Consider the following 23,077-nt stretch of genomic DNA (forward strand, 5'->3'; position numbering starts at 1 on the left):
CGTTCCCCACCGGCCCGGAGCGGTCCCCCGCCGGGCCCGTACATGTCGTCGTCAGGAGAACGTGATGTCGGAGCCTGTGGTCGTCGACGCGATGGGCGGAGACCACGGACCGGTCGAGACCGTCGCCGGAGCGGTGAGGGCCCTGCGCGAGCTGGGCATCCCGGTGGTGCTGGTGGGCCGGGGCGAGGGCGTCCGCGCCGAGCTCGCCCGTCACGGCGCCGTCGGGGAGATCGACGTGGTGCACGCCGAGGACGTCGTCCCGATGAGCGAGCGCGGCGCCGGAGCCGTCTCCTCCACCACGAGCAGCCTGACCGTCGGCTGCGACCTGGTCCGCCGGGGGCAGGCGTCGGCGTTCGTGTCGGCGGGCTCCACCGGGGCGGTCGTCTCGTGCGCGATCCGCGGCATCGGGCGCGCCCCGGGCGTCCTGCGGCCGGCCCTGGCCATCGCGCTGCCCTCGGTCACCGGCGGGGCGACCGTGCTGGTCGACGCGGGGGCGACCTCCGACCCCACCCCGGAGATGATCGCCCAGTTCGCCGTGCTCGGCGCCTCCTACGCCCGCCTGGTGCTCGGTGTGGCCGACCCGTCGGTCGGCCTGCTGTCGATCGGCTCGGAACCGGGCAAGGGCAACCGGCTGACCCGCCGGGCCGGCGAGCTGCTCCCCGCGCTGCCGCTGCGCTTCCACGGCAACGTCGAGGGTCACGACGTGCTCGCGGGCACCGTCGACGTGATCGTCACCGACGGCTTCACCGGGAACGTGGTGCTCAAGAACGTCGAGGGCTCGGTGCGGACGGCCCTGGCGCTGGTGGCGCGCTCCGGTGGCGTCGCCGCCGAGGAGGTGCGCCGGGTGGCCCGCCTCTACGACCCCGAGACCCACGGCGGGGCGGCGCTGCTCGGCCTCACCGGCACCGTGGTCGTCGCGCACGGCTCCTCGCCGGCGGCGACGATCGCGCGGGCCTGCGCGGTGGCGCACGACCTCTCCCGGGACGGGACCACCGGCAGGGCGGGGGACCGGCTCGGCGCGGAACCCGTCCGGTGAGCACCGCGCCGTGTCGGTCGGCCACGCAGAACCCGCCGGACCCGCCGCATCTGTCGGATCTGTCGGACGCGCCGATCGTGCCGGACCCGCTGTCCGTGCCGGATCCGCCGACCGTGCTGGACCTGTCTTCTGTGCCGGGCCCGCCGGGCCGGTCAGGCCAGCGGGTCGGCACCGTCCCAGGTACCCTCGCTGGCGTACGGGGTGAACCGGGCGAAGAGGTCCTCGGAGTACCAGCGCTCCGCGCGCGTCCTGCCGATCACCTGGCGGTGCGCGCGTCCCCGGTGGGCGAAGTCGCGCATCGCGGCCTCGTCGCGCCAGAGCGAGAACGTGCCCTGCCGGGCCAGCGGCCACTCACCGATGCCGACCGAGGCCAGGCGGCCGTCCTGCTCGGCCAGGAGCCGGTCCACCTCGGGGACCGACCGGTAGAACGGCACCAGGCGCGAGGGCCGGACCGACGCGCGCGTCAGCACCGCGACCGGCCCGCCCGGACCGGGCATCCCCGTGCCTGCCCGCGTCCCGGCCGGATCCGGCATCCCCCCGGGACCCCGGTCCCCGGCGGGTCCGGCCGGCCGCCCGCCTCCCGGCAGGGAGCCGAACGGTTCCGCCTCTCCGGTCCCGTGCTCCGTGGACGATCGCACAGGCCGCCCGCCCTCCGGCAGGGAGCCGAACGGTTCCACCCCGTCCCACCTGCCGCGCGAGGCCAGCGGGGCCAGTCGCACGTGCCAGGACTCCGCGGTCTCGCCCCGCCAGCGCGCCGATATCGGAGAGGTGGCCAGGAAGCGGTCGAGATCGCTCTCCTGGCGCCACACCGCGAACAGCGCCCAGCGCCGCAGGTCGGCCGCCAGGCTGGTCGACGATCCCCGGCCGGAGCCCAGCAGCCGCCAGAACACCAGCCCCGGCGTGCGCCTCAGCACCGGCCGGTCGTACGCCATGTAACGCATACCCCCTAAATCGGGATATCTCGCCAGATGGAAGGAAGCGATGGTTCCCCTGCTCGTCTCGGTCATCGGCGGTTACCTTCTCGGGTCCGTGCCGGTCGCGGTGCTCGTCGCCCGCGCGTACGGGTTCGACCCCCGCGAGGTCGGCGACCGCAACCCCGGCTTCTGGAACGTCAGGGAACGGCTCGGCTGGCGCGCCGCCGTGCCGGTCTTCGCCGGTGACATGCTCAAGGGCACGCTCGCCGGGGCACTCGCCCTGCTGGCCACCGCCACGCCCCCGACGTGGACCGGCGGCGTGGACGCGGGCGCCGTGCCCGAGGTGTACCTCGCGGTGGCCGCGGCCATGGCCGGGCACGCCTGGCCGGTCTTCGCCGGATTCAGCGGCGGCCGGTCGGTGCTCACCTTCGCGGGCGGCTTCGCCGTCGTCTGCCCGCCGGCCTTCCTGCTCGGCGTCGCCGCCCTGATCGCGGTGGCGCTGGCCACGAGGTCGTTCGCGATCGGGGCGCGCGTCGGTGTGTTCGGTCTCCCGCTGCTGCAACTGCTCTTCGCGCCGGTGGCGCAGGTGGCCGGGACCGGGCTGCTGATGTGCCTCATCGGGCTGCGTTTCGGTCAGGCCGCGAAGTCCGCCCGCCCCTCGTGACCCCTTCCGGCCGCGCGCCGTCAGGGTCCAGGAAGGCGCCCTCACGGTCCCGGCCCGGCCGGACGTCCGTCGTGCTGGCGGGGTAGACGCGGCCCCGCCAGTGGCGCACCGGCCGCAGCGTGGCCTGCGTCAGCCGCAGGGCCGCCACCGGGTCCAGCAGCGGCGACAGCAGCACCCCGGGACCCGGCCGGGTGTAGCTGCCGCGCAGCGCGCCGGCCAGCAGGAACCGTACCGTCAGCAGGCCCAGGTCGAGCCGGGTGGGACGGCCGGCCGCCAGCCGCAGCACGGGCAGCGCCGCGGCCAGCCAGACCACCGCCAGGTCGGCGGCCTGCCAGCCCGGCGTGGTGACGTCGCGCAGCGACAGCGAGCGCCCCCACTCCCGCCACACCCCGCCGGCCGAGTCGTGCATGTCGACCTCCAGCAGGCCGCCGCCGTCCAGGAACCCCACGGCCCACCCGCCGCCCGCCAGGGTCCTGGCCAGCGCCACGTCGTCGGCCATGTTCCCCCGGACCCGGGCGAACCCGTCCGCGTCGAGCATCGCCGTACGGCGGAAGGCCAGGCACTGGCCGTTGGCCACCGCGCGGTGCGGCGCCGGTGGGGCCGACGGCCCGATCGGGCCGAAACGGTAGACCAGCGTCGTCAGGAACGAGGCGTGCAGCGCCTGCTCGGCCACGCCCTCGCACACGAACCTGGGGCCGACGCTCACCAGGTCGTACTCCTCCAGGGCCGCCGCGAGCGCGCCGAACAGGCCCGGCGCGGGGCGGGCGTCGGCGTCCAGGGTCACGACGACCTCGTTCTCCGCCGCCTCGATGCCCTGCTGCACCGCCCACTGCTTGCCCACCCAGCCCTCGGGCGGCGGCGTCCCCGCCACGACCCTCGCGCCCAGGCCGGCGGCCAGCTTGGCGGTGCCGTCCCGCGACTCGTCGTCGACGACGACGACCTCCGTGACGGCCGGATCGGCGAGCGCGGCCGCCAGGCACGGCCCCAGCCGCTCCTCCTCGTCACGGGCGGGGATCACCACCGAGACGCGCGCCGTCGTGGTCGGCGCGGGGGTGCGCGGCGCGGCCAGCGGGGGCAGCCGCCGCCGCCCCCGGGCCAGCCGCACCGCCACCGCCACCGCGGCCGCCGCCTGCAGGGTGTTCAGGATTCTCATCGCCTACCTCCACGCAGAGTCGTCCGTACGCCGGGTCTCATGCCCGCCCCCGGACCGGCGAGCCGGGGGAGCCGGGGGAGCCGGTGGGGAAGTCCTCCTCCACCAGCGAGGACACGATCCTCGCGCCCATCGCGACCAGCGGCAGCCCGCCCCCCGGGTGCGCCGAGCCGCCCACCAGGTACAGGCCGCGCCGGGGACCCCGGTTGCCGGGGCGGCGGAACGGGGCCAGCGGGCCCGAGTAGGCGCCGCCGTAGATCGAGCCGCCCCACGCGCCGTAGCGGTCGCGCAGGTCGGCGGGGGTGAACAGGTCGACGAACCGCAGCCGCCCCGACAGGTCGTGGCCCCGGCTCGCCAGCCGTTCCAGCACCAGGTCCCGGTAGGACTCCGGCGACATCGGCCACCGCTCCGGGTCCCGGGACGGGACGTTGACGAGCATGACCCAGTTCTCCGTGCCCGCGGGCGCCTGGGAGGGGTCGTCCACCACCGAGCAGCCGATGTAGACCGTCGGGTCCTCCGGCGGCCTGCGGCGGCGGAAGATGTCGCCGAACTCGCGCCGGTAGTCGGCGGAGAAGACCACCGAGTGGTGCCCCAGCCCCTCGGTCCTGCCCTCCACCCCGGCCAGCAGCAGGAACGCCGAGGAGGAGGTGCCGAGCCCGGCGACGCGCCGCAGCATCCGCCGGTCCGGCAGCAGCCGCCCGTACAGCGCCGCCGCGTCGGTGTTGGCGACCACGATGTCGGCCCGCTCGGACTCCCCGGAGGCCAGGCGCACCCCGGTGACCCGGTCGCCGTCGGCGAGCACCCGCTCCACCGTGGCGCCCAGCACGACCTCCACGCCCGCCTTCTCCAGCATCAGGGTCAGGGCGTCGGCGATACGCGGCAGCCCGCCGGGGACGTACCAGCCGCCCTCGCCGTGCTCGATCGCCGGCACGCAGCCCAGCGCGGCCGGAGCCCGGTAGGGGTCGGAGCCCGCGTAGGTCGCGTAACGGCCGACGTACTGGCGCAGGCGCGGGTCGGTGAAGAAACGGCGCGCCAGGCCGTCGAGGGTACGGCCGGGGGAGACCGCCAGCAGGTCCGCCAGGCGGGCCTCGGCGGGCGGCGAGGTCAGCGGCCCGGTGAAGAACGTGCGCCGCGACGCGTCGAAGCACTTCCGCGCCCAGTCGTGGAAGGCCAGCCAGGAGCGGCCCTCGCCGGGGGCGAGCCGGTCCACCTCGGCGGCCATCCGGGCCGGGTCGCGGTGGGCGGCCAGCGTCGAGCCGTCGGCGAAGCGGTAGTGGCACAGCTCGTCGAGCTCCACCAGGTCGAGTTCCACCCCGAGACCGGTGAAGATCTCGGGCAGGGTCAGCAGGGAGGGGCCGAGGGAGAAGGTGAAACCGTCCCTGGTGTGCTCGGCGAGCTTGCCGCCCAGCCGGGGGAGCCGCTCGTACAGGCGCACCCGGTGCCCCCGCCCCGCCAGCAGCAGCGCCGAGACCATGCCCCCGACCCCGCCGCCTATCACGATCACGTCCGGCATCGGTGCCTCCTGGAGAGCAGGGCGAGAGTTGCGAACAATCCCATCGATACTCCTCCCGCGGCGGCGACCAGAGGGTCCGGCGGGTCGAAGACCGCCGCGAATCCCACGGTCTCCATGAACGCCATCACCGTGTAGATCGACACCAGCCCGGCGTTCCACGCGGCGGGCCCGGCCAGGACGCGCTCCATCACGAACATGACGAGCAGCGAGACGAGGAGCCAGCCCGCGAAGTTGCTGAGCGGGACGCCCCGGTAGGGGCCGGGGTCGTGCCAGACCCACAGGCCCAGCCGGAGCATCTGCGGGTCCAGGAACAGGTCCCAGGCGGTCAGCGCCAGCGCTCCCACCACGACGCGCGCCACCCGGCTCGCGGGTGCCACCGCGGCGGCCACCGCGTGCGCGGCCAGTCCCATGCCGCCCCACGCCAGCGCCACGATCACCGGCACCCCGCCGAGCTGCGGGCGCAGCACGCCGGTGTAGTGGTAGCCGCCGAACGGCACACCGGTCCTGATCCCCACCCACTCGGCGGCGTACCCGGTCACGACCACGGCGGCGAACGCCACGGCGGCGCGAGCGGCGCCGTGGGTCGTCGCGGCGAAGGCCAGCGCGCTCCCGGCCAGCAGCAGCACCACCACGGCGGTCAGCGTGATCGGCCGGGGCTGCAGACCCGAGGCGACCTGCGCGGCGACCATCGCGCCCAGCAGCACCACGCCCAGCGCGCCCGCCGCCCGCCTCGACCGCGCCGTCCCCGGTCCGTCCGGTGGTGGCCGCTCCCGCAGTGCGCCGAGCCCCTGCCGTCCGCCGTTCACCTGTTGGCTCTGCCCCATGAACGGTCATTCGAGCGGCTGGGCGCGGTCAGATTCACTTTGAGGTGCCGATCTTGCCGCGAAAGGCCTCGATCTCACCGTGGAGGGCCCGACTCCGTCGCGGAAGGCCCCGGTCCCAGAGAGGGTTCCGATCCCTGAGGAGGTCCCGTCCCGGTCCCGGTCCCGGTCTCGGTCCCGTCCCGGTCCCGGTCGCGCCGCGCCGTCCGGCTCCGGGGCCGTTCCGCTCCCGCCGTGGCGGCCGGGTCCGTGAGGGGTTCCGTTCCCGCCCCGGTGGCCCGGTCCGGGGCGGTGCCGTACGGCGGCGGGGGGTGTGATTGGCTGTGCGACCGTGGACGTCGCCGATGTGCTGTGGCTGATGGGAGCCGGGACGCTCGCCGGGGTGGTCGGCACCGTGGTGAGCCTGGCCTCGATCGTCTCCTACCCGGCACTGCTGGCGTTCGGCCTGCCGCCGCTGGCGGCCAACGTGACGAACACGGTGGCGCTGACGTTCCACGGGGTGGGGGCGGCCATCGGCTCGCGGCCCGAGCTCGCCGGGCAGGGCGAGAGGGTCGTACGGCTGGGCGGGATGACCCTGCTCGGCGGGGCGGCCGGGGCGGCGCTGCTGCTGGCGACCCCCTCCACCCTGTTCGAGGTGATCGCGCCGTGGCTCATCGCGGCCGCCTCGCTGCTGCTGGTCCTCCCGCCGAGGGTGGGGCGCGGACTCGGCGGCGAGGACGGGTGGGGAGCGCGCGCCGCGATGTTCGCCGTCGCCCTCTACATCGGCTACTTCGGCGCGGCGGGCGGAATCCTCATGTTCGCGGTGCTCTCGGCGGTGCTCGACCAGGCGCCGGTCAGGGTCAACGCCCTCAAGTCCGTCGTGTCCTCGCTGGCGAACGCCGTGGCGATGATCGCCTTCGCCCTCTTCGGGCCGGTGGAGTGGGTGGCGGTGGTCCCGCTCGCGGCGGGGTTCTTCCTGGGCGGCCTGCTCGGGCCGCCGATCGCCCGCCGCCTGCCCGGCCGCGCGCTCCAGCTCGGCACCGCCGCCTGCGGCCTGGCCGTCGCGGTCAAACTCGGTCTCGACGCCTACGCGTAAACGGCACGCTCGGCCTCGTCGCTCACACACAGGCGTCGAGCCCGGCCCCGATGCTCACGCGCGGGCCACCCCGTGCCGGCCGTCCCCGGGGCGTCTGCCGGGGTGTGGTTCTCCACACCCCGCACCGGCCGCGCACCTCATTCCCGCCGTTCCCCGATCGTCCGTACCCTCGGGGCATGGCGGATCGGCCGAGCGGTACGAGGGACGGCGCGCGCGTCGCGGCCGAAGGGGTGCGGTTGCTGTGGACGGTGGTCCTCGGCGCGGTCACCGCCCTGCTCACCCTGGTCTTCGTGCTGTTCACGCTGCCGTTCACCGGCCGTCCGGCCGTGTCGGGGGCCGCGCGGCGGCTGGCCGTGCTCGAAGCCCGCCGCCTGCGCCTGGACCCCGCCGCCCTCGGACTCGGCGCCGGCCCCCCGGACGGCCCCCCGGACGGGCCCCCGGACGGGAGGGAACTGCGCTACCTGGCGGCCAGAACGCCGGTGGGCGTGCTCGGCGGCGTGGTGGTCTTCCTGCTCGTCATCGGCGCCTGGACGGCCGTCACGCTCGCGTGGTCCTGGGGGAGGGGGATGCCGTTCGACGGCATGACCCCGAGCGTGCCGCTGCTCGCCTACATCTTCCCGGCGGGTCTCGTCCTGCTGTTCCTGGTCCTGTCCGGTGTGGCGGGAGTGCACGCGCTGGAACGGCGGCTGGCCGCGTACATGCTCGGATCCGACCCCACCGAGGCGTTGCGGCGGCGCATCACCGAGCTGGCCGAGAGCCGCGCGGGCGTGGTCACGGCCGTCGACTCCGAGCGGCGCAGGATCGAACGCGACCTGCATGACGGGCTCCAGCAGCGGCTGGTGGCGCTGTCCATGCTGGTCGGGCGCGCCCGCAGGGGACGGCCCGAGCTGCTGGAGCAGGCGCACGAGCAGGCGCAGCAGGCCCTGGCCGAGCTCCGCGAGGTGGCCTGGCGGGTCTACCCGTCGGGACTGGACTCCCTGGGGCTCGCCGACGCCCTCGCCGGGGTGGCCGAGCGCTCCGGCGTCCCGGTCACGATCGTCTGCGACCTGCCGGTACGGCCGCCGACCGCGGTGGAGACGGCGTCGTACTTCGTGGTCAGCGAGGCCGTGACCAACGCGGCCAAGCACGCCCGCGCCGGCACCGTCACCGTCGAGGTCCGCGCGCACGCCACCGGAGGCGGCACGGGACACGACGCGGGACACGACGCGGGACACGACGCGGGGCACGGCACAATGGTCGTCGTGCGCGTACAGGACGACGGTGTGGGCGGGGCGGACGCGGCGGGCGGCGGGCTCTCCGGGCTGGCGCGGCGGGTGGCCGCGCTGGACGGCCGCTTCGGCGTGACCAGCCCGCCCGGCGGGCCCACCACGATCGTGGCGGAGTTGCCGTGCGGGTGATCCTGGCCGAGGACTCCACCCTGCTGCGCGAGGGCCTGGTGCGGCTGCTGGCCGAGGAGGGCCACGAGGTGCTCGCCGCCGTCGGCGACGCCGAGGCGCTGGTCGCGGCGGTGGCCGCGCACGAGCCCGAGGTGGTGGTGGTCGACGTGCGGATGCCTCCCACCCACACCGACGAGGGGCTGCGCGCCGCCCTGGAGATCAGGCGGCACCGGCCGGGGGTCAGGGTGCTGGTCCTGTCGCAGTACGTGGAGAAGCGGTACGCCACCGAGCTGATGAGCGGGAACGTCGAGGGCGTGGGATACCTCCTGAAGGACCGGGTGGCGCAGGTGGGCGACTTCCTGGACGCGCTGGAGCGGGTGGGGGCCGGGGGCGCGGCGTTCGACCCGGAGGTGGTCAGGCAGCTGCTCGCGCGCACCAGCCACGCCGACCCCCTGACCAGGCTGACCGTACGCGAGCGCGAGACGCTGGAGCTGATGGCGCAGGGCCTGACCAACGGCTCGATCGCCCAGGCCATGCACGTGTCGCAGAGCGCGGTGGAGAAGCACGTCAACGCGCTGTTCGACAAGCTGGAGCTCTCCCACGCGACCGGCTACAGCCGCCGCGTCCTGGCCGTCCTGCGCTACCTCGGTTCCTGAACCCTTTGCCCGAGGCGTAGCGTCGCAGAGACAGAGTTTCACGAAGGAGGGGCGAGAGATGGCCAGGAAGGCACCGCGTGACGAGGTCGGCGAGGACGGTCTCAAGGTCTCCCCGCCCAAGGAGTGGGCCGCAGGCATCCCGGGGGTGACCCGGTCGCTGGCGACCGCCCAGGCCCAGATGGGTGTCGGCCGCACGCTGCTGACCCTGGCCGGCGTCAACCAGAAGGAGGGCTTCGACTGCCCGGGCTGCGCCTGGCCCGAGGGCGATCATCGCAGCCCCGCGGAGTTCTGCGAGAACGGCGCCAAGGCGGTGGCCGAGGAGGCCACCGTACGCCGCGTCACCGCCGACTTCTTCGCCCGGCACACCGTGGACGACCTGGCCCGCCACACCGACCACTGGCTGGGGCAGCAGGGGCGTCTCACCTCGCCGATGCACAGGGCTCCCGGCTCCGACCACTATGTGCCGGTGAGCTGGCAGGACGCCTTCTCCATCGTCGCGAGGGAGCTGCGCGCGCTCGACGACCCCGACGAGGCGCTGTTCTACACCTCCGGCCGTACCTCCAACGAGGCCGCGTTCGCCTACCAGCTCCTGGTGCGCAGGTTCGGCACCAACAACCTGCCCGACTGCTCCAACATGTGCCACGAGTCCAGCGGCTCGGCGCTGAACCAGACCCTCGGCATCGGCAAGGGCACGGTCTCGCTGGAGGACCTGCACCGGGCCGATCTGATCTTCGTGGTCGGCCAGAACCCCGGCACCAACCATCCCCGGATGCTGTCGGCGCTGGAGCGGGCCAAGCGCGGCGGCGCCCGGATCGTCGCGGTCAACCCGCTGCCCGAGGCCGGGCTGCTGCGCTTCAAGAACCCGCAGCGGATCTCCGGGCTGGTGGGCAGGGGCACGACGCTGGCCGACCGGTTCCTGCAGATCCGCCTCAACGGCGACCTCGCGCTGTTCAAGGCCCTGTCGCTGCTGCTGCTCCAGGCCGAGGAGGCCGCTCCCGGCACCGTGGTCGACCGCGACTTCGTCGAGACCCACACCCTGGGCTTCGACGCCTGGGCACAGGACCTGCGCTCCCTGGACTGGGCCGAGGTCGAGGAGGCGACCGGGCTGGACCGCCCGGCGATCGAGGAGACCGTACGGGACGTGCTGGGCGCGAAGTCGGTCATCGTGTGCTGGGCGATGGGCCTGACCCAGCACAAGAACTCCGTCGCGACCATCCGGGAGGTCGTGAACTTCCTGCTGCTGCGCGGCAACGTGGGCCGTCCCGGCGCCGGGGTCTGCCCGGTGCGCGGCCACTCCAACGTCCAGGGCGACCGCACCATGGGCATCTACGAGCGCCCACCGGCCTGGTTCCTGGACGCGCTGGGCAGGGAGTTCGGCTTCGAGCCGCCCCGCGAGCACGGCTTCGACACCGTGGAGGCGATCAGGGCGCTCCGGTCGGGGCGGGCCAAGGTCTTCGTGGCGATGGGCGGCAACTTCGTGTCCGCGACCCCGGACACCGCGGTGACCGAGGAGGCGATGCGCCGGGCCCGGCTGACCGTGCAGGTCTCCACCAAGCTCAACCGCTCCCACGCGGTCTGCGGGCGGGAGGCGCTCATCCTCCCCACGCTGGGCCGCACCGAACGCGACACCGGCGGCGCGCCCGGCGGTCCCGGTGGTTCCGGAGGTCCCGGCGACCGTGCCGGGCGGTTCGTCACCGTCGAGGACTCCATGGGCCTGGTCCACGCCTCCCGGGGCAAGCTGCCCCCCGCCTCCGGTGACCTGATCTCCGAGGTGGAGATCGTCTGCCGGCTGGCGACGGAGCTGTTCGGCGACGACCCGCACGTGCCGTGGAAGGAGTTCGCGGCCGACTACGACGCGATCCGCGACCGCATCTCCCGGGTGGTGCCCGGCTTCGACGACTTCAACGCCCGCGTCCGCGTCCCGGGCGGTTTCGCGCTGCCCAACGCGCCCCGCGACGAGCGGCGCTTCCCGACCGCGACCGGGAAGGCCAACTTCACCGTCAACGCGCTGGAGGTGCTGCGGGTCCCGCCGGGGAGGCTGCTGCTGCAGACGGTCCGCAGCCACGACCAGTACAACACCACGATCTACGGCATGGACGACCGCTACCGGGGCGTGCGCGGCGGACGCCGGGTGGTCTTCGTGCACGCCGGGGACCTGGCCGAGCGGAACCTCTCCGACGGCGACATGGTGGACCTGGTCAGCGAGTGGCCCGACGGCGAGCGCAGGGCCGAGGCGTTCCGCGTGATCGCCTATCCGACCGCGCGCGGCTGCTGCGCCGCGTACTTCCCGGAGACCAACGTGCTGGTGCCGCTGGACTCGGTCGCCGACACCTCCAACACCCCCACCTCCAAGAGCGTCGTCGTCAGGCTCGTCCTGCGGGACGCGGACGGTGCCTGACGTACGGCCACGGGATCGGCGTCGGTCCCGGCGTCCTCCTCCCGTTCCCGTTCTCGGCGCCCGTCACGGTCGCTGAGGTGTCACGTGGAGGAGGACACCGTTCACCCGGTGGACGGGGCCGACGGGCTCGACGGGGTCCACGCCACCGGCAGCCGCACCGGGCCGCTGATGGCGTTCCCGACCTTGTACTCGACCCGGTCGGGTGAGATGGCCATCCGCAGTCCGGGAAGCCTGCGGACGAGCAGTTCCACCGCCATGACGACCTCCACATGGCCGAGGTGGCGCCCGATGCAGTGATGAGCCCCGTGACCGAACGACAGATGTTTTCCGGTACGGGCGAAGTTCATCTCGTGCGGATCGTCGAAGACCCGGGGGTCGAAGTTCGCGGCGTCGTGAGAGGGAATGACGACTTCGCCCGCCCGCAGAAACGCACCGCTGGGCAGCGTCACATCCTGCGTCACCCGGCGTGGCATTTCGTCGGCGGCGGAATTGGAGAACATCCGCTCCAGCTCGTTGACCGCACCGGCGACCATGTGGGGATTGTCGACGAGATATTCGTAGGCGCTCTTGTGGTCCTCGTACGAGTGGGTCAGGAGCACCTGGACGAAGGTCCCGATCGAAGCGGTCGCGGTCTCCCACCCTCCCACTATCAACGCGATCGGGAGCATGATGATCCGCTGAGGGGGAAGGGACGCCCCGGCGGCGGCGATCTGCGACAGCAGGTCGCCCTCGGGCTGCCGGCCGCGCTGCTCGATGAGCCCCGCCAGGTAGCCGGCCATCGCCGTCGTCGCGCTCTCCGTGTCGGCGCGGGTCAGGGTGTTGTTGGCGAGGAACACCTCGCTCCACCTGTGGAACTGCGGCCTGTCCTGGTGCGGTAACCCCAGGATGTCGCCGATGGTGTCCAGGGTCAGCGGCATCGCGAACGTCTCGACGAGATCGGCCGGCTCCCCCCGGGAGAGCATCACGTCCAGTTGCGCCGTGGCACGCGCCTCGATCTCGGGGCGGCGTTCCTCCACCGCCGCGGGGGTGAACCAGTCCTTGACGACGTTGCGTACCGCCGCGTGATCGTCCCCGTCCAGCCCCAGGAGGGTGTCGCCGATCTCCACGTCGTCGACGTCGAGAGCCGCCTGCCGGGAGAACGTCCTCTGGTCCCTCAGCACCCGCACGACATCGTGATAGCGGGTGACGATTTTCGCCGCCGTGCCGTTCGCGCGTTCGATGTCGACGACGCCCGTGCCGGTCTCCCGGACTTTGTCGTACGTTCTGCTCTTGTACAGGCCGGGTCGATTGATTCCATCCGCTCCCTGGTCGAATGGATGGGCGATCGGGCAGGTGAGGCCCTGCGTCTCGGGAGTGGTCGTCAAGGCGGCGTTCTCCTTTGTCGGGACTCATGTTCCCTGGGCAGGAATGAACCGTGGACGGGGCATGATGAATGGTCCGGGAACAGAGTACGAGCCGGGAAACGAGTGTCAAGGCGAGCGCGCCGGGTGTGCGACCGGACCGAGGTGTTCGTGAGGACGAAGAAAAACACACCGTGAATTCGGCCGGTCACCAGGTGGCGGTGCCCAGGGAGCAGGAGCGGAGGTGGGAACGCCTGCCCAGATCCGCCAGCAGTGCGTCCCACTCGGCGCCGACGACGTCGAGGTCGTAGCGGGAGGCGGTGCGCAGCGCGTTGTCTCCGAGCCGATCTCCTTGCTGCTGCCCATCATGAGGACCTTCCCGGACAGGCCCGCCTCCTCGATCCGCTCGCGCAGCCGCTGTTCCCGGTCCGGGGTGCTGCCGCCGTAGATGCGCAGGACCCAGTCCGGGTGCGCCTCGGCGACGTGCTTCCAGGCCCTGACCAGGCGGTCGAAGCCCTTGGCGTGGACCACCCGGCCGATGGCGATCACCGTCTTCTCCTGGAGCGTGGAGACGTCTCCGGCCAGGGGAGGGACGGCATTGGGGATGCGCAGCAGCCGCGGGGGGGCGTTCTGCTTGAGCAACGCGGCGTACTGCTCGCGGTCGGTCTCGGTGAGCGTGACGAACGCGTCGAACCTGCCGTACCGCCTCTTGATGAGCCGCAGCATCTCGGGCTTGTGGGTCTGCAGGGTGACGTGCTCCTGTCCGACGGTGATGACGCCGGGCGGCGCGAGCAGGGCGGCGGCCAGGGCGTACGCCGGGCGGGTGGCGATGAGCACGCCGCCGCGCAGGGACCGCAGGAAGCGCAGCAGGCGCAGGTCGGTCCAGAGCGTGACGGCCTGGCGGACGTTCTCCTGCTCGGGGACCAGCCTGCTGGCGAAGCGGGAGAGCAGCCGGGCCGCCGGGCCGCGCGGCCCCACCCTGTCGTCCAGGAACGACACCCGCACCCCCGGCGGGATCGGGAAGAACGGCTCCTCGGCCGCGCGGACGGCACTGACGATCTCCACGTCCCGCTCCCGCGCCAGATATCCCGCGAGGTTCAGCACGGTCCGGATCGTGCCGCCCATTCCGTGGGCGTGGTGCAGCAGGATCCTGACCGTTCCCGTGTCGGGCGCGGGTGCCCGCCGTGCCCTCCTGTCGTTGAGCCTTCTGAGTGACCACAGTGCCGCGTTCACGGGCAGCCTGCGGATCTTCCCCGTCATCGAAGGTCCCCGTTCACGTGTGTGCTCGTCCCGAGACGCGCTCCCGGGCCTGTCCGGCCTCGCGATCGCGAATGCCCCTTGGCGGGGAGAGCGTGGATCGGCCGGTGTGGCGATCGGCAGCCGGGCCGACGAGGACGTGGCCTTCGTCTGTTCTCTCCGGTCATGCGATGTCATGATCTCTTATACGCCTCACCCCCGCGGGGGGTTGCCCGCGTACGACCCGGCGGGGGCGAAGGTGACCCGCGGTCGGTCTGTCAGCAGCAGCCACCGCTCGCCGTGGCGCCGGCCGCCCGAGGTCGCTCGCCGGTCTTCTCCGCGCCCGTGTCGCAGGCGCCCGACGCGACCGGGTCCTGGACGGTGCTCGCGGACTTGCCAAGGGTGTCGGCGTCGGCCTTGACGACGTAGACCTCCCACGGCTCGGCGCCGGGGCCGGTCACCCACACCTTGTCCTGCAGGGCGTAGCAGCAGGAGGTGTCGTTCTCGGCGAAGGTGGCCAGCCCGGCGTCCTTGAGCCGCTGGGTGGCCGCCTCCACCTGGGCGCTGTCGGTGACCTCGACGCCCAGGTGGTCCAGGCGGGTGTCGTGGCCTTCCTCGCCCTCCAGCAGCACCAGCTTGAGCGGGGGCTCGGCGATGGCGAAATTGGCGTAGCCGGGGCGGCGCTTGGCGGGCTCGACACCGAACAGTGTGGAGTAGAAGGCGATCGAGCCCTCCAGGTCGGCGACGCGCAGGGCGAGCTGGACACGGGACATGGCGATCCTCCACGAGGTCGTGACCGGGGGGTGACGGCCACCACCCGGAACTGTTTAGATGAACATCTATACAGTGGTTCGGCTTCAGCTTGCAGGCTGCTTAGATCTCTGTCAACTTAGAGATATGTCGAAACAAGCGTCGCCGGTCGTGGACCCGGCCGGGACCGATCAGGCCGGGCAGGCGTGCTGCGCGCCGCTGGTGTGCGCGCCGCTGAACGCGGCCGAGGCCGAGGAGCTGGCGCCGTTGTTCAAGGCGATCGCCGATCCGGTGCGGCTGCGCCTGCTGTCGCTGATCGCCTGCCACGAGGGCGGCGAGGTGTGCGTGTGCGACCTGACCGGCGCCTTCGAGGTGACCGGCCCGACGATCAGCCACCACCTGAAGGTGTTGCGCACCGCGGGGCTGATCGACGGCGAACGACGGGGAACGTGGGTCTACTACCGGGTCAACCCGGGCGTTCTGGAGCGGCTCTCGGCGATCCTGGGATCGCGCGCCACGGCGATGACATGAGCACCGGCGCGGGGCCGCGCGTCACGGCCATGACCGCAGGGCATGCCGCCCAGGTACTGGCCGTCTACCGGCTCGGCATCGACGAAGGCCATGCCACATTCGAGACCACCGTCCCGACCTGGGAGCGGTTCGAGGCGGCCAAGCTGCCCGCCCACCGCCACGTCGCCATCGGCACCGGCACCGGCCATGACGGTGACACCGACGGCGGCCGGGTGCTGGGCTGGGTCGCGGCGGTCGCGGTCTCCGACCGGTGCGCTTATGCCGGGGTGGTGGAGCACTCGGTCTACGTCCACCCCGGCGCCCGGGGCCGCGGCGTCGGCTCCGCACTGCTCGCGGCCCTGATCGCCTCCACCGAGGCCGCCGGGATCTGGACGATCCAGTCCGGCGTCTTCCCCGAGAACACCGCCAGCCTCGCCCTGCACGCCCGCGCCGGGTTCCGGGTGATCGGCACCCGGGAGCGGATCGGCCGCCACCACGGCATCTGGCGCGACGTCACGCTGATCGAGCGCCGCAGCCCGCTCATCTTCTGACACCACACGCAGACCCGAGAGTTTCGGGTGCGACAGGCCGGACAGCATGCACGGACACTCTCGTCGCAGTCGGCAGCTCCGTGATCGCGATCGCCCCTCGCGGGAGAGCGTGGATCGGTCGGTGGCCGGCCGGCCGGCCGGTCAGGGCAGGGCGGGGGCCGACGGCGGGCTGTCGGTCCAGCCGACGTGGAGCACGGTCGTGGTCGACGTCTTGTGCAGGAACGGCCTGCCGTCGATCGTGGTCTTCGCCCCGCGGGCCAGCAGCAGCATCGTGCCGGTGTCGACGATCACTTCGGTCTCGAGCTTCGTACCCTTGTTCCCGCGGCCGTTCGCGTGGTCGAAGGAGAGGCGCTCGCCCGTCCTGCCCAGCGCGTCCTTCGCCTTTCCCCGGACGTGGACGCCGGGCCTCGTCGGCAGTGCCCGGTAGGCCGCGACCCGGACGTTCTTGGGCACCGGCACCTCGTGCAGCATCGAGATCAGCGTTCCCGTCACGTGACCGTCGACGGCGTCCTCGGGAATGTCCGCGGTCGGGTCCGCCTTCCGGACCCGTACGGCCTTCTCGATCCAGTCCTTCAGCCCGGCCGGGTCCGCGGGCAGCCGCTGGAGCTCCTCGTACGACAGTTGCTGCCCGGCCAGGTAGAACACGTCCGCGACGCCCTTCGTCGGGCCGACACTGCCCTTGTCCGGAAGGGTGGACAGGGAGGCCTTCCTGCCGTCCGCGGTCCGGCTCCACCTGGCCGGGGAGCCGTCGCGGCGCCACGCCCGCTCGTCGGCCGCGCTCTTCGGCCGCGTCGCCAGCTCCCGGTACCCGAACCAGCTCTTGCCGCCGGGTGTGGTCCAGTCCTCGGAGAGCCGCCGCACCTCCACGTGGTAGCGGTTGGGGCCTTTCCCCAGCTTCCAGGGGTAGGTGGCGGTCCACAGCGTCCTCGTGTGCCAGTAGGCGCCCTGCGGCGGGTCCGCCACGGCGCGGGACACGGCGACGGGCCGCGGCTCCGTCGCGCTCGCCGGGCCGGGCGGGGCGACGACGCCCACCGCGGCCAGGGCGGTGCCGATCGCGATCAGCAGCCGCCCCGGCGAGGTCGCGGTCGTCGTCTGTTCTCTCCGGTCATGCGATGTCATGACCCCCTATACGCCCGGCTCCTCCGGAAGGTTGCCCGCGTACGATCTTCAATTCGCGCAGCAGAGATCTTTTAGACATTTATCGCCGGTCGGGCGATTTTTCGGGATGTGAACTCGCCGGGGGCGCGGGCAACGCGCAATGCGGTGCGGGCGTATTAGGAGGCATGACATTGGACGGACAGGAGTGAGCGATGCCGAGGACAACGGGTTCGCGGCGTTCGTCGCCGCGCGCGGCACGAGCCTGCTGCGGGTCGCCTACCTCGCGTGCGGCGACGAGAAGGAGGCGGAGGACCTGTTGCAGACGGCGCTGGAGCGTACCTACCGGAACTGGGACCGGGTGCGCTACGACAACCCTGAGCCCTACCTCCGCCGCATCATCGTCAACGCCTCCATCAGCCGCGCCCGGCGCCGGGCGATCATGCGGGTCATCCCGATGCACACCCCCCCGGAGTCCGCGGCACGCGAGACCGACGTCGACCTGCGTCACCTCCTCATGGACACCCTGCGCGGGCTGCCTCCCCGGCAGCGCGCGGTGGTCGTCCTGAGGTACTGGGAGGACCTCAGCGAGACGCAGACCGCGGAGATCCTCGGCTGCTCGACGGGCACGGTGAAGAGTCAGGCATCGAAGGCGCTCGCCAAGCTCCGCGCGGCGATCGGCCCGGAAGCGGCGGAAGGAGTGATCGGGAATGTCCACGCCTGAGAGTGGCCTCCGCGCGCCCGAGGACGACCTGCGGAAGATCATGGCGGACGAGGTCGAGAGGCTGCACGCCCCGCCGGACCTGCTGGACCGGGTTCTCCGTGCCTCGCGGAAGAGGAAGACGCACCGGATCAGGCTCACCGCCCTGGCCGCGGCCGTGGCCGTCGCGGGCGCGGGTACCCCCCTCTACCTGGCCCTCGGCCCGGACGCCTCGACCGTAGGGGTGCCCGATCCCGCCGGGAGGGTCGCGGCCACCGGGACGCCGGACCCGAGTCTCACCGCCGTGGCCGTGCCGGAACCTCCCGCCATCGACGACAGCGGGCCGCCCCCGCAGCCCGAGCCCAGGGATTTCGGCGACCTGGGTGACGGGAGGGCCTTCGGGAGCCTCAGGGTCGGCTATCTGCCCGACGGCCTGCGGTGGTCCAACTGGTCCCTGGACCGGGGTGAGAAGTACACGACCTCGTGGAACTACGACGGCGACGAGAACGGCGCCTACTGCGTCCAGATCTACGTCTACGAGGGCCGGGCCGCCCAGGAGGCCGACGAGAGGGTCCGGGGACACCGCGAGGAGGGGACGGGGAAGGAGGTGACCGTCGGCGACGGGACGACCGCCTACCGGGTCACGGAGGGGGTCGGCGAGGACGGCGGGAAGGGCACCCCGACCGTCTTCCTGAGCGTGGGAGAGGGACGGCGGGTCACGGTGATGTTCAGCCCCGACTACGCCGAGGACCTCGGCACCGACGAGAGGGTCGACCGCGAACTGAGGAGGATCGCCGCGGGTCTCACCGCCGAGGACTGACCCGCCCGGCGGCGCGTTCGCGACAGGTCCGCACGATCCCGGCCATCATGGCGGCGCCCGCGCCGATGGCCAGGGCGTGCTGGACCACCGCCACCACCGGATGCTCCTCCGGTACGTAGCCGACCGGCCGCAGCACCGCCACGGACAGCTTCCAGCACCCCCAGGCGAACAGCGATCCCGAGGCGGTGAAGGCCAGGGAGAGCGGGACCCAGACCGGTGTCCGGCCGGTGTGCCGGGGGGAGGTGATCACCCAGATGCTCCAGGCGCCGGCGAACGCCCACAGCGCCCAGTTGCCGCTCAGCAGGCGCTCGTTCACACCCATGCCCCGATGGGCGGGAGCCAGCCCGAGCGTCCCGCCGAGCGCCCAGTACAGCCACGACGACCCCAGCGCGAAGGCCACCGCCGCCGCCACCCTCGTCGCGTACGGACTCCGGGGCGGACCCGGACCGTCCCCGAGGCGGCCCAGGAACGCGTGCGGCCAGCGCTCCCGCATGTAGATCGGAAGACCGGCCGCCAGCCCGGCGGCCATCCCGGCGAACCCGATCGTGATGAAGACCCCCTCCCAGGCCGGTATCGCCACGACGCCCCCGGACGCGCTCCCCTCCGCACCCCCGGCTCCGGCCGCGCCGAGCACGGCGTTCGCCACCAGGTACGGCAGCATCGGCACCAGGAAACCCGCGCCCGTCCACGCGGCGAGAAGCAGGGGAGCGGCGGGGATCCGGCGGCCCCAGGGCTGTGCCAGCGCCAGCCCCAGCGCGATCCCGACCGCCGCCATGCCCACCGTCACCGCGTTGAGCGCCACCCAGTTCCCGGCGCCGGACGCCCCGCCGCCGGTGAGGGCGGCGAGCACCCAGATCACCTTGACGACCAGGTAGAGGGACAGCGTCGCGGCCGCCCCGTACCCCGCGAATCTGCGAACGGCGCTCCACCGCGCACCGACGCCGGCCGGTTCCGTACCGGCTGTTCCGTAACTCATCCCGCGATCATGACGACGTCGCCCTGAGAGAACGCTGAACGCCTCTCAGCCCGTTCTCAGCCGGGAGGGGGGCATCAGCCACGACCGGGCCCGGAGGAGGAACGTCAGCCTGCAGACCATGACCGCGACACCGGCTCCGGACGTCACCGCCAGCAGTAGCGCGAGTGCGGGATAGAGGTAGACCGCCTGCGGCCAGGAGATGTCCCGGCCCTGGTAGAGCAGGCTCACCACGTGGTGGAGTTCGACGAGCAGGGCCGGCGGCAGCAGGTACGGCAGAAGCCGGGCGGCGTTTTGCCAGGCGGGGCGGTGGCCGGCCGCCCAGCGGCGGGCCCGAACGACGCCGCACGCACCCAGGGACGCGGCGCCGAGCACGAGGACCAGCGTCGCCAGGTCGATCCAGACCAGCGGCGTGGCGGGACGCGACGGGGTGCGTCCCTCGATGAGGTCGATGAGGCGCGCGCCGATGGCCTGGGCATCGCGGTGCAGCGTTCCGGTGTTGGCCATGACGGCGACGCCGTACCCGCTGCCGGGCATGATCGCCTGGTAGGCGGTGAACGTCATCATGTCGCCGTCGTGCTCGGTCAGCGGCGTTCCGGACGGGCTGGTGTCAGCCTGCCACCCCAGGCCGTAGCCGTCCGCGGACGGCCGGTGCATCTCGGCGACCGCGGCGGCGGAGACGACCGGCGTGCCGTCCGCTCCGCGTCCTTCGCCGGTGTGGGCGATGAGCCAGGCCGCCATGTCGTGGGCGGTGCTGAGGACCGCGCCGGATCCGGCGCCGAAGGCCGGTGGTTCGGGCAGTGCGAGCGCGGTGCCGGCGACCATGAGGTGGCCGCGGCTGCTGGGGGGCAGTTCGTCGGCGGTGTCGATGGTCCGGCTGTCCGCCATGCCGAGTGGTCCGAACACGTGCCGCCGCAGGTAGTCGTCGAACGGCCGGCCGCCGACGACCTCCACCAGGCGTGCGGCCACCTGATAGTTGGGATTGTGGTACTCGAACCGGCTGCCCGGCTCCGCGGCCAGGCGGGCGGTGCGCATGGCGGCGACCGCCTCGCGCAGGGTGCGCACCGGCGGGGCGCTGAACGACGGGTTCGTCCGATCCGACAGGCCGGAGGTGTGGTTGAGCAGCTGCCGCACGGTGACCCGTCCGGCGCGCTCGTCCGCCGTCGTGAACTCCGGCAGGTATGTGCCCACGGGTGCGTCCAACCGGATGCGGCCGGTGTCGACCAGCTGTAGCACGGCCAGCGCCGTCATGGACTTGCTGACCGACGCCACGGCCATCACCGTGCGATCCGTGACGGCTTCGCCCTGCCCGGTGCGCCCGTAACCCGCCACATGGATCACGGTACGACCTCGCGTCACCGCAACCGCGACACCCGGCACGCCGGTCGCCTCCCGGTAGGACCGGACCGCCGCGTCGATCGTGGCCGGGGCGACCTGCGGGGGTGGGGTGGCGGGAACGGCCGGGGTGGTGAGGAGCAGGGCGGTCAGCATTCGGATCAGCATCGCGCCAGCCTGCGCGGCGATCGGCCCCCGGCGCATCGGACCACCGTCCGATGCGCACGCGGGTGGCCGCCGCTACGGTGGCATCCGTGCTGATCTCTCGTCGTGCCCTGCTCGCGGCCGACGTGCTGCTCGCCGTCGCCGTGACGGGCGCCGCGGTGCTGCGGACGCCGGCGTCCGGCCTGGCGGTATGGGCGTTGTCGGGGATCGTCGGCCTGCCGCTTGCGGCGCGGCGCAGGTGGCCGGCACCCGTCCTGATGATCGTGGCGGCGGCCGCGGCCGCCGCGGTGCTCACCGGAGTGGGAGCGGAGGTGACGGTGTGGGCGCTCGCCGTCGCGCTGTACCCGGTCGCCCTCACCTCGGCGCGGGCCGCGGCCCGGGGTCTGTCCGTCGCGCTGGCGGCGCTCCTGGTTCCCGGGCTCACCGACGCCGCCACGAACCGGCTGCCTCTCGTTCCCGCCACGCAGGGGGAAGAGTCGTTCAGCACCGCTCCAGCTCTGGTGAGCGTGGTCAGCGTCGTCGTCCTGGCGGGCTCGTGGTCACTGGCCTGGGTGGTGCGGACGCGCCACCGGCACGCCGCCGAACTCGCCGAGCTGCGCACCGCCCAGGCTGTCACCGAGGAACGGCTGCGTCTGGCCCGGGACGTCCACGACGTCGTCGGACACACCCTCAGCCTCATCGCCATGAACGCCGCCGTGGCACGACACCTGGGCACCGAGCAGGACGCCGCCCTGCGCACCGTCGAACAGGTCAGCCGCGCCGCCTTGGAGGACATCCGAATCGTGCTGGGCGAACTGCGCCACCGATCCCCGCCCGGCGCCGGCGAAGACGACTCACCCGATCTGGCCCTCGCGGGGGCGCTGATCGACGCCACCCGGGCTGCCGGCGTGGACGTCACGGTGGACCGGCCGGACCGGCCGGATCTGTCGGCCGTGCCGGCCGCCGTGCAGACGTCCGCCTACCGCATCCTGCAGGAAGCTCTCACCAACGTGCGCCGGCACGCCGATGCCCGGCACTGCCACGTCACCGTCACGGCGATGCCGCACGCCCTCGTGCTGAGCGTGGTCGACGACGGCACCGCCCTCCGAAGCGGCCCGGCGGCCGGGTACGGACTGGTGGGCATGCGGGAGCGGGTCGGCCTGCACGGCGGCACGTTCACCGCCGGCCCCGAACCGACCGGCGGATTCGCTGTGCGGGTCACTCTTCCCTTCCCGACATGACCGGCAACGCACTCCGCGTCCTGCTCGCGGACGACGAACCGCTCTACCGAGCCACCGTGCGCCGCCTGCTCGACGCCAGCCCCGGCATCACTGTCGTCGCCGAAGCCGGCACCGGACGCGAGGCAGTGGCCCTGGCCGCCGACCTCTGTCCCGACCTCGTCCTCATGGACGTCCGCATGCCCGACGTCGACGGCATCACGGCGACCGCGCAGCTCACCGCAGGCCCGCACCCACCCCGGGTCCTCATCCTGACCACCTTCGACCTGGACGACCACGTCTACCGGGCGCTGCACGCCGGCGCCGGCGGTTTCCTCCTCAAGGACACCACCCCTGCGCGGCTGCTCGACGCGATCCGTACGGTCGCCGCCGGCGAGGCGCTGCTCGCCCCCACCGTCACCCGCCGGCTCATCGCCGCCTTCGTCGATCGACCGGCCGCCACCCGGTCGCTCGACGGTGTGACACCCCGCGAACGAGAAGTCCTGACGCTGATCACCCGCGGCCTGTCCAACAGCGAGATCCAGGCCACCCTGCACATCAGCCGGGCGACCCTCAAGACCCACATCGGCCGGCTGCTGACCAAACTCGACGCCCGTGACCGCGCTCAGCTCGTCATCACGGGTTACCGGACAGGTCTCGCCGAAGAACCAGGATCCGCTTCTGTTCCGATGGGAGGCTGATGACGGCCCGATCGCGCCTCGTCGGCCGGAAGACGACGTCGAGTGCGGCGCGGCCTGAGCGATAGCCGCCGGGACTCGGGCAGGAGAGCGGGTCGCGAGATC

General features: G+C 73.1%; 22 protein-coding genes. 12 read left to right on the plus strand and 10 right to left on the minus strand.

What is annotated here, in order from left to right; all coding sequences use genetic code 11:
* Positions 1 to 64: 64 nt before the first annotated feature.
* Positions 65 to 1,036, plus strand: a complete 972-nt coding sequence (plsX, locus tag ACLQ2R_RS22310; RefSeq protein ID WP_425962279.1) for a phosphate acyltransferase PlsX — start codon at positions 65 to 67, stop codon at positions 1,034 to 1,036.
* A 152-nt stretch (positions 1,037 to 1,188) separates the two neighbouring features.
* Here the strand turns inward: plsX and ACLQ2R_RS22315 are convergent, their stop codons facing one another.
* Positions 1,189 to 1,977 carry a spheroidene monooxygenase gene (locus ACLQ2R_RS22315; protein ID WP_425962281.1) on the minus strand — a complete coding sequence of 263 codons (789 nt, stop codon included), beginning with the start codon at positions 1,975 to 1,977 and terminating at the stop codon, positions 1,189 to 1,191.
* Between the two features lie 40 nt (positions 1,978 to 2,017).
* Between ACLQ2R_RS22315 and ACLQ2R_RS22320 the strand changes: the two genes are divergently transcribed.
* Entirely contained in the window at positions 2,018 to 2,614 is a 597-nt protein-coding gene (locus ACLQ2R_RS22320; protein WP_386234825.1) for a glycerol-3-phosphate acyltransferase, read from the plus strand.
* Here ACLQ2R_RS22320 and ACLQ2R_RS22325 read toward each other — a convergent pair.
* The 3 genes from ACLQ2R_RS22325 to ACLQ2R_RS22335 are packed head-to-tail and all read right to left on the minus strand — an operon-like array spanning position 2,565 to position 6,101.
* Positions 2,565 to 3,767 carry a glycosyltransferase gene (locus ACLQ2R_RS22325; protein ID WP_425962283.1) on the minus strand — a complete coding sequence of 401 codons (1,203 nt, stop codon included), beginning with the start codon at positions 3,765 to 3,767 and terminating at the stop codon, positions 2,565 to 2,567. The two genes, ACLQ2R_RS22320 and ACLQ2R_RS22325, sit on opposite strands and share 50 nt — an antisense overlap.
* 37 nt (positions 3,768 to 3,804) lie before the next feature.
* A complete protein-coding gene (locus ACLQ2R_RS22330; protein WP_425962285.1) occupies positions 3,805 to 5,277 on the minus strand; it encodes a phytoene desaturase family protein in 1,473 nt (490 codons plus the stop codon).
* The gene (locus ACLQ2R_RS22335) at positions 5,265 to 6,101 is read right to left on the minus strand and encodes a carotenoid biosynthesis protein (RefSeq protein WP_425962287.1); all 837 of its coding nucleotides are present in this window, start codon (positions 6,099 to 6,101) and stop codon (positions 5,265 to 5,267) included. The genes ACLQ2R_RS22330 and ACLQ2R_RS22335 overlap by 13 nt, the downstream gene beginning before the upstream one ends.
* A 328-nt stretch (positions 6,102 to 6,429) precedes the next feature.
* Here ACLQ2R_RS22335 and ACLQ2R_RS22340 point away from each other — a divergent pair, with 328 nt between their 5' ends.
* The 4 genes from ACLQ2R_RS22340 to ACLQ2R_RS22355 all read left to right on the plus strand — a co-directional run bounded on the left by ACLQ2R_RS22340 (position 6,430) and on the right by ACLQ2R_RS22355 (position 11,603).
* A complete protein-coding gene (locus tag ACLQ2R_RS22340) occupies positions 6,430 to 7,173 on the plus strand; it encodes a sulfite exporter TauE/SafE family protein (protein ID WP_425962289.1) in 744 nt (247 codons plus the stop codon).
* A gap of 176 nt (positions 7,174 to 7,349) precedes the next feature.
* Positions 7,350 to 8,570, plus strand: a complete 1,221-nt coding sequence (locus ACLQ2R_RS22345) for a sensor histidine kinase (protein WP_425962290.1) — start codon at positions 7,350 to 7,352, stop codon at positions 8,568 to 8,570.
* A complete protein-coding gene (locus ACLQ2R_RS22350) occupies positions 8,561 to 9,205 on the plus strand; it encodes a response regulator (protein ID WP_425962291.1) in 645 nt (214 codons plus the stop codon). Before ACLQ2R_RS22345 ends, ACLQ2R_RS22350 begins: the two co-directional genes overlap by 10 nt.
* Positions 9,206 to 9,263: 58 nt before the next feature.
* Positions 9,264 to 11,603, plus strand: a complete 2,340-nt coding sequence (locus ACLQ2R_RS22355) for an FdhF/YdeP family oxidoreductase (RefSeq protein ID WP_425962292.1) — start codon at positions 9,264 to 9,266, stop codon at positions 11,601 to 11,603.
* Positions 11,604 to 11,704: 101 nt separating this feature from the next.
* Here ACLQ2R_RS22355 and ACLQ2R_RS22360 read toward each other — a convergent pair whose 3' ends face one another.
* From ACLQ2R_RS22360 to ACLQ2R_RS22370, 3 genes are all read right to left on the minus strand, one after another.
* Positions 11,705 to 12,967, minus strand: a complete 1,263-nt coding sequence (locus tag ACLQ2R_RS22360) for a cytochrome P450 (RefSeq protein WP_425962294.1) — start codon at positions 12,965 to 12,967, stop codon at positions 11,705 to 11,707.
* Positions 12,968 to 13,072: 105 nt separating this feature from the next.
* Positions 13,073 to 14,203, minus strand: coding sequence for a glycosyltransferase (locus ACLQ2R_RS22365; protein WP_425962296.1), 1,131 nt, complete (start codon positions 14,201 to 14,203; stop codon positions 13,073 to 13,075).
* Positions 14,204 to 14,457: 254 nt separating this feature from the next.
* The gene (locus ACLQ2R_RS22370) at positions 14,458 to 14,952 is read right to left on the minus strand and encodes an ArsI/CadI family heavy metal resistance metalloenzyme (protein ID WP_425962298.1); all 495 of its coding nucleotides are present in this window, start codon (positions 14,950 to 14,952) and stop codon (positions 14,458 to 14,460) included.
* 124 nt (positions 14,953 to 15,076) lie between these two features.
* Here ACLQ2R_RS22370 and ACLQ2R_RS22375 point away from each other — a divergent pair, with 124 nt between their 5' ends.
* Both ACLQ2R_RS22375 and ACLQ2R_RS22380 read left to right on the plus strand, forming a co-directional pair.
* Complete coding sequence (locus ACLQ2R_RS22375; RefSeq protein WP_425962300.1) at positions 15,077 to 15,460, plus strand: metalloregulator ArsR/SmtB family transcription factor; 384 nt, start codon at positions 15,077 to 15,079, stop codon at positions 15,458 to 15,460.
* Positions 15,457 to 15,990: a GNAT family N-acetyltransferase gene (locus ACLQ2R_RS22380; RefSeq protein ID WP_425962301.1), complete on the plus strand. Its 534-nt coding sequence runs from the start codon at positions 15,457 to 15,459 to the stop codon at positions 15,988 to 15,990. Before ACLQ2R_RS22375 ends, ACLQ2R_RS22380 begins: the two co-directional genes overlap by 4 nt.
* A gap of 141 nt (positions 15,991 to 16,131) precedes the next feature.
* On the opposite strand, the gene ACLQ2R_RS22385 is transcribed toward ACLQ2R_RS22380, so the two are convergent.
* Complete coding sequence (locus ACLQ2R_RS22385) at positions 16,132 to 17,109, minus strand: hypothetical protein (RefSeq protein WP_425962303.1); 978 nt, start codon at positions 17,107 to 17,109, stop codon at positions 16,132 to 16,134.
* A gap of 184 nt (positions 17,110 to 17,293) precedes the next feature.
* On the opposite strand from ACLQ2R_RS22385, the gene ACLQ2R_RS22390 reads away from it, so the two are divergent.
* Entirely contained in the window at positions 17,294 to 17,809 is a 516-nt protein-coding gene (locus tag ACLQ2R_RS22390; protein WP_425962304.1) for a SigE family RNA polymerase sigma factor, read from the plus strand.
* Positions 17,796 to 18,605, plus strand: a complete 810-nt coding sequence (locus tag ACLQ2R_RS22395) for a hypothetical protein (RefSeq protein WP_425962306.1) — start codon at positions 17,796 to 17,798, stop codon at positions 18,603 to 18,605. The genes ACLQ2R_RS22390 and ACLQ2R_RS22395 overlap by 14 nt, the downstream gene beginning before the upstream one ends.
* Here ACLQ2R_RS22395 and ACLQ2R_RS22400 read toward each other — a convergent pair.
* Together ACLQ2R_RS22400 and ACLQ2R_RS22405 are read right to left on the minus strand one after the other, a co-directional pair.
* The gene (locus ACLQ2R_RS22400; protein WP_425962307.1) at positions 18,589 to 19,581 is read right to left on the minus strand and encodes a hypothetical protein; all 993 of its coding nucleotides are present in this window, start codon (positions 19,579 to 19,581) and stop codon (positions 18,589 to 18,591) included. The genes ACLQ2R_RS22395 and ACLQ2R_RS22400 overlap by 17 nt on opposite strands.
* 45 nt (positions 19,582 to 19,626) lie before the next feature.
* Positions 19,627 to 21,081, minus strand: coding sequence for a serine hydrolase domain-containing protein (locus ACLQ2R_RS22405; protein ID WP_425962309.1), 1,455 nt, complete (start codon positions 21,079 to 21,081; stop codon positions 19,627 to 19,629).
* Between the two features lie 86 nt (positions 21,082 to 21,167).
* Here ACLQ2R_RS22405 and ACLQ2R_RS22410 point away from each other — a divergent pair, with 86 nt between their 5' ends.
* Both ACLQ2R_RS22410 and ACLQ2R_RS22415 read left to right on the plus strand, forming a co-directional pair.
* Positions 21,168 to 22,298: a sensor histidine kinase gene (locus tag ACLQ2R_RS22410; protein ID WP_425962310.1), complete on the plus strand. Its 1,131-nt coding sequence runs from the start codon at positions 21,168 to 21,170 to the stop codon at positions 22,296 to 22,298.
* Complete coding sequence (locus ACLQ2R_RS22415; protein WP_425962312.1) at positions 22,295 to 22,975, plus strand: response regulator; 681 nt, start codon at positions 22,295 to 22,297, stop codon at positions 22,973 to 22,975. Before ACLQ2R_RS22410 ends, ACLQ2R_RS22415 begins: the two co-directional genes overlap by 4 nt.
* The last annotated feature ends 102 nt before the right edge of the window (positions 22,976 to 23,077 follow it).

This window comes from Streptosporangium sp. DT93, from assembly GCF_049844535.1.
Taxonomy (GTDB): domain Bacteria; phylum Actinomycetota; class Actinomycetes; order Streptosporangiales; family Streptosporangiaceae; genus Streptosporangium.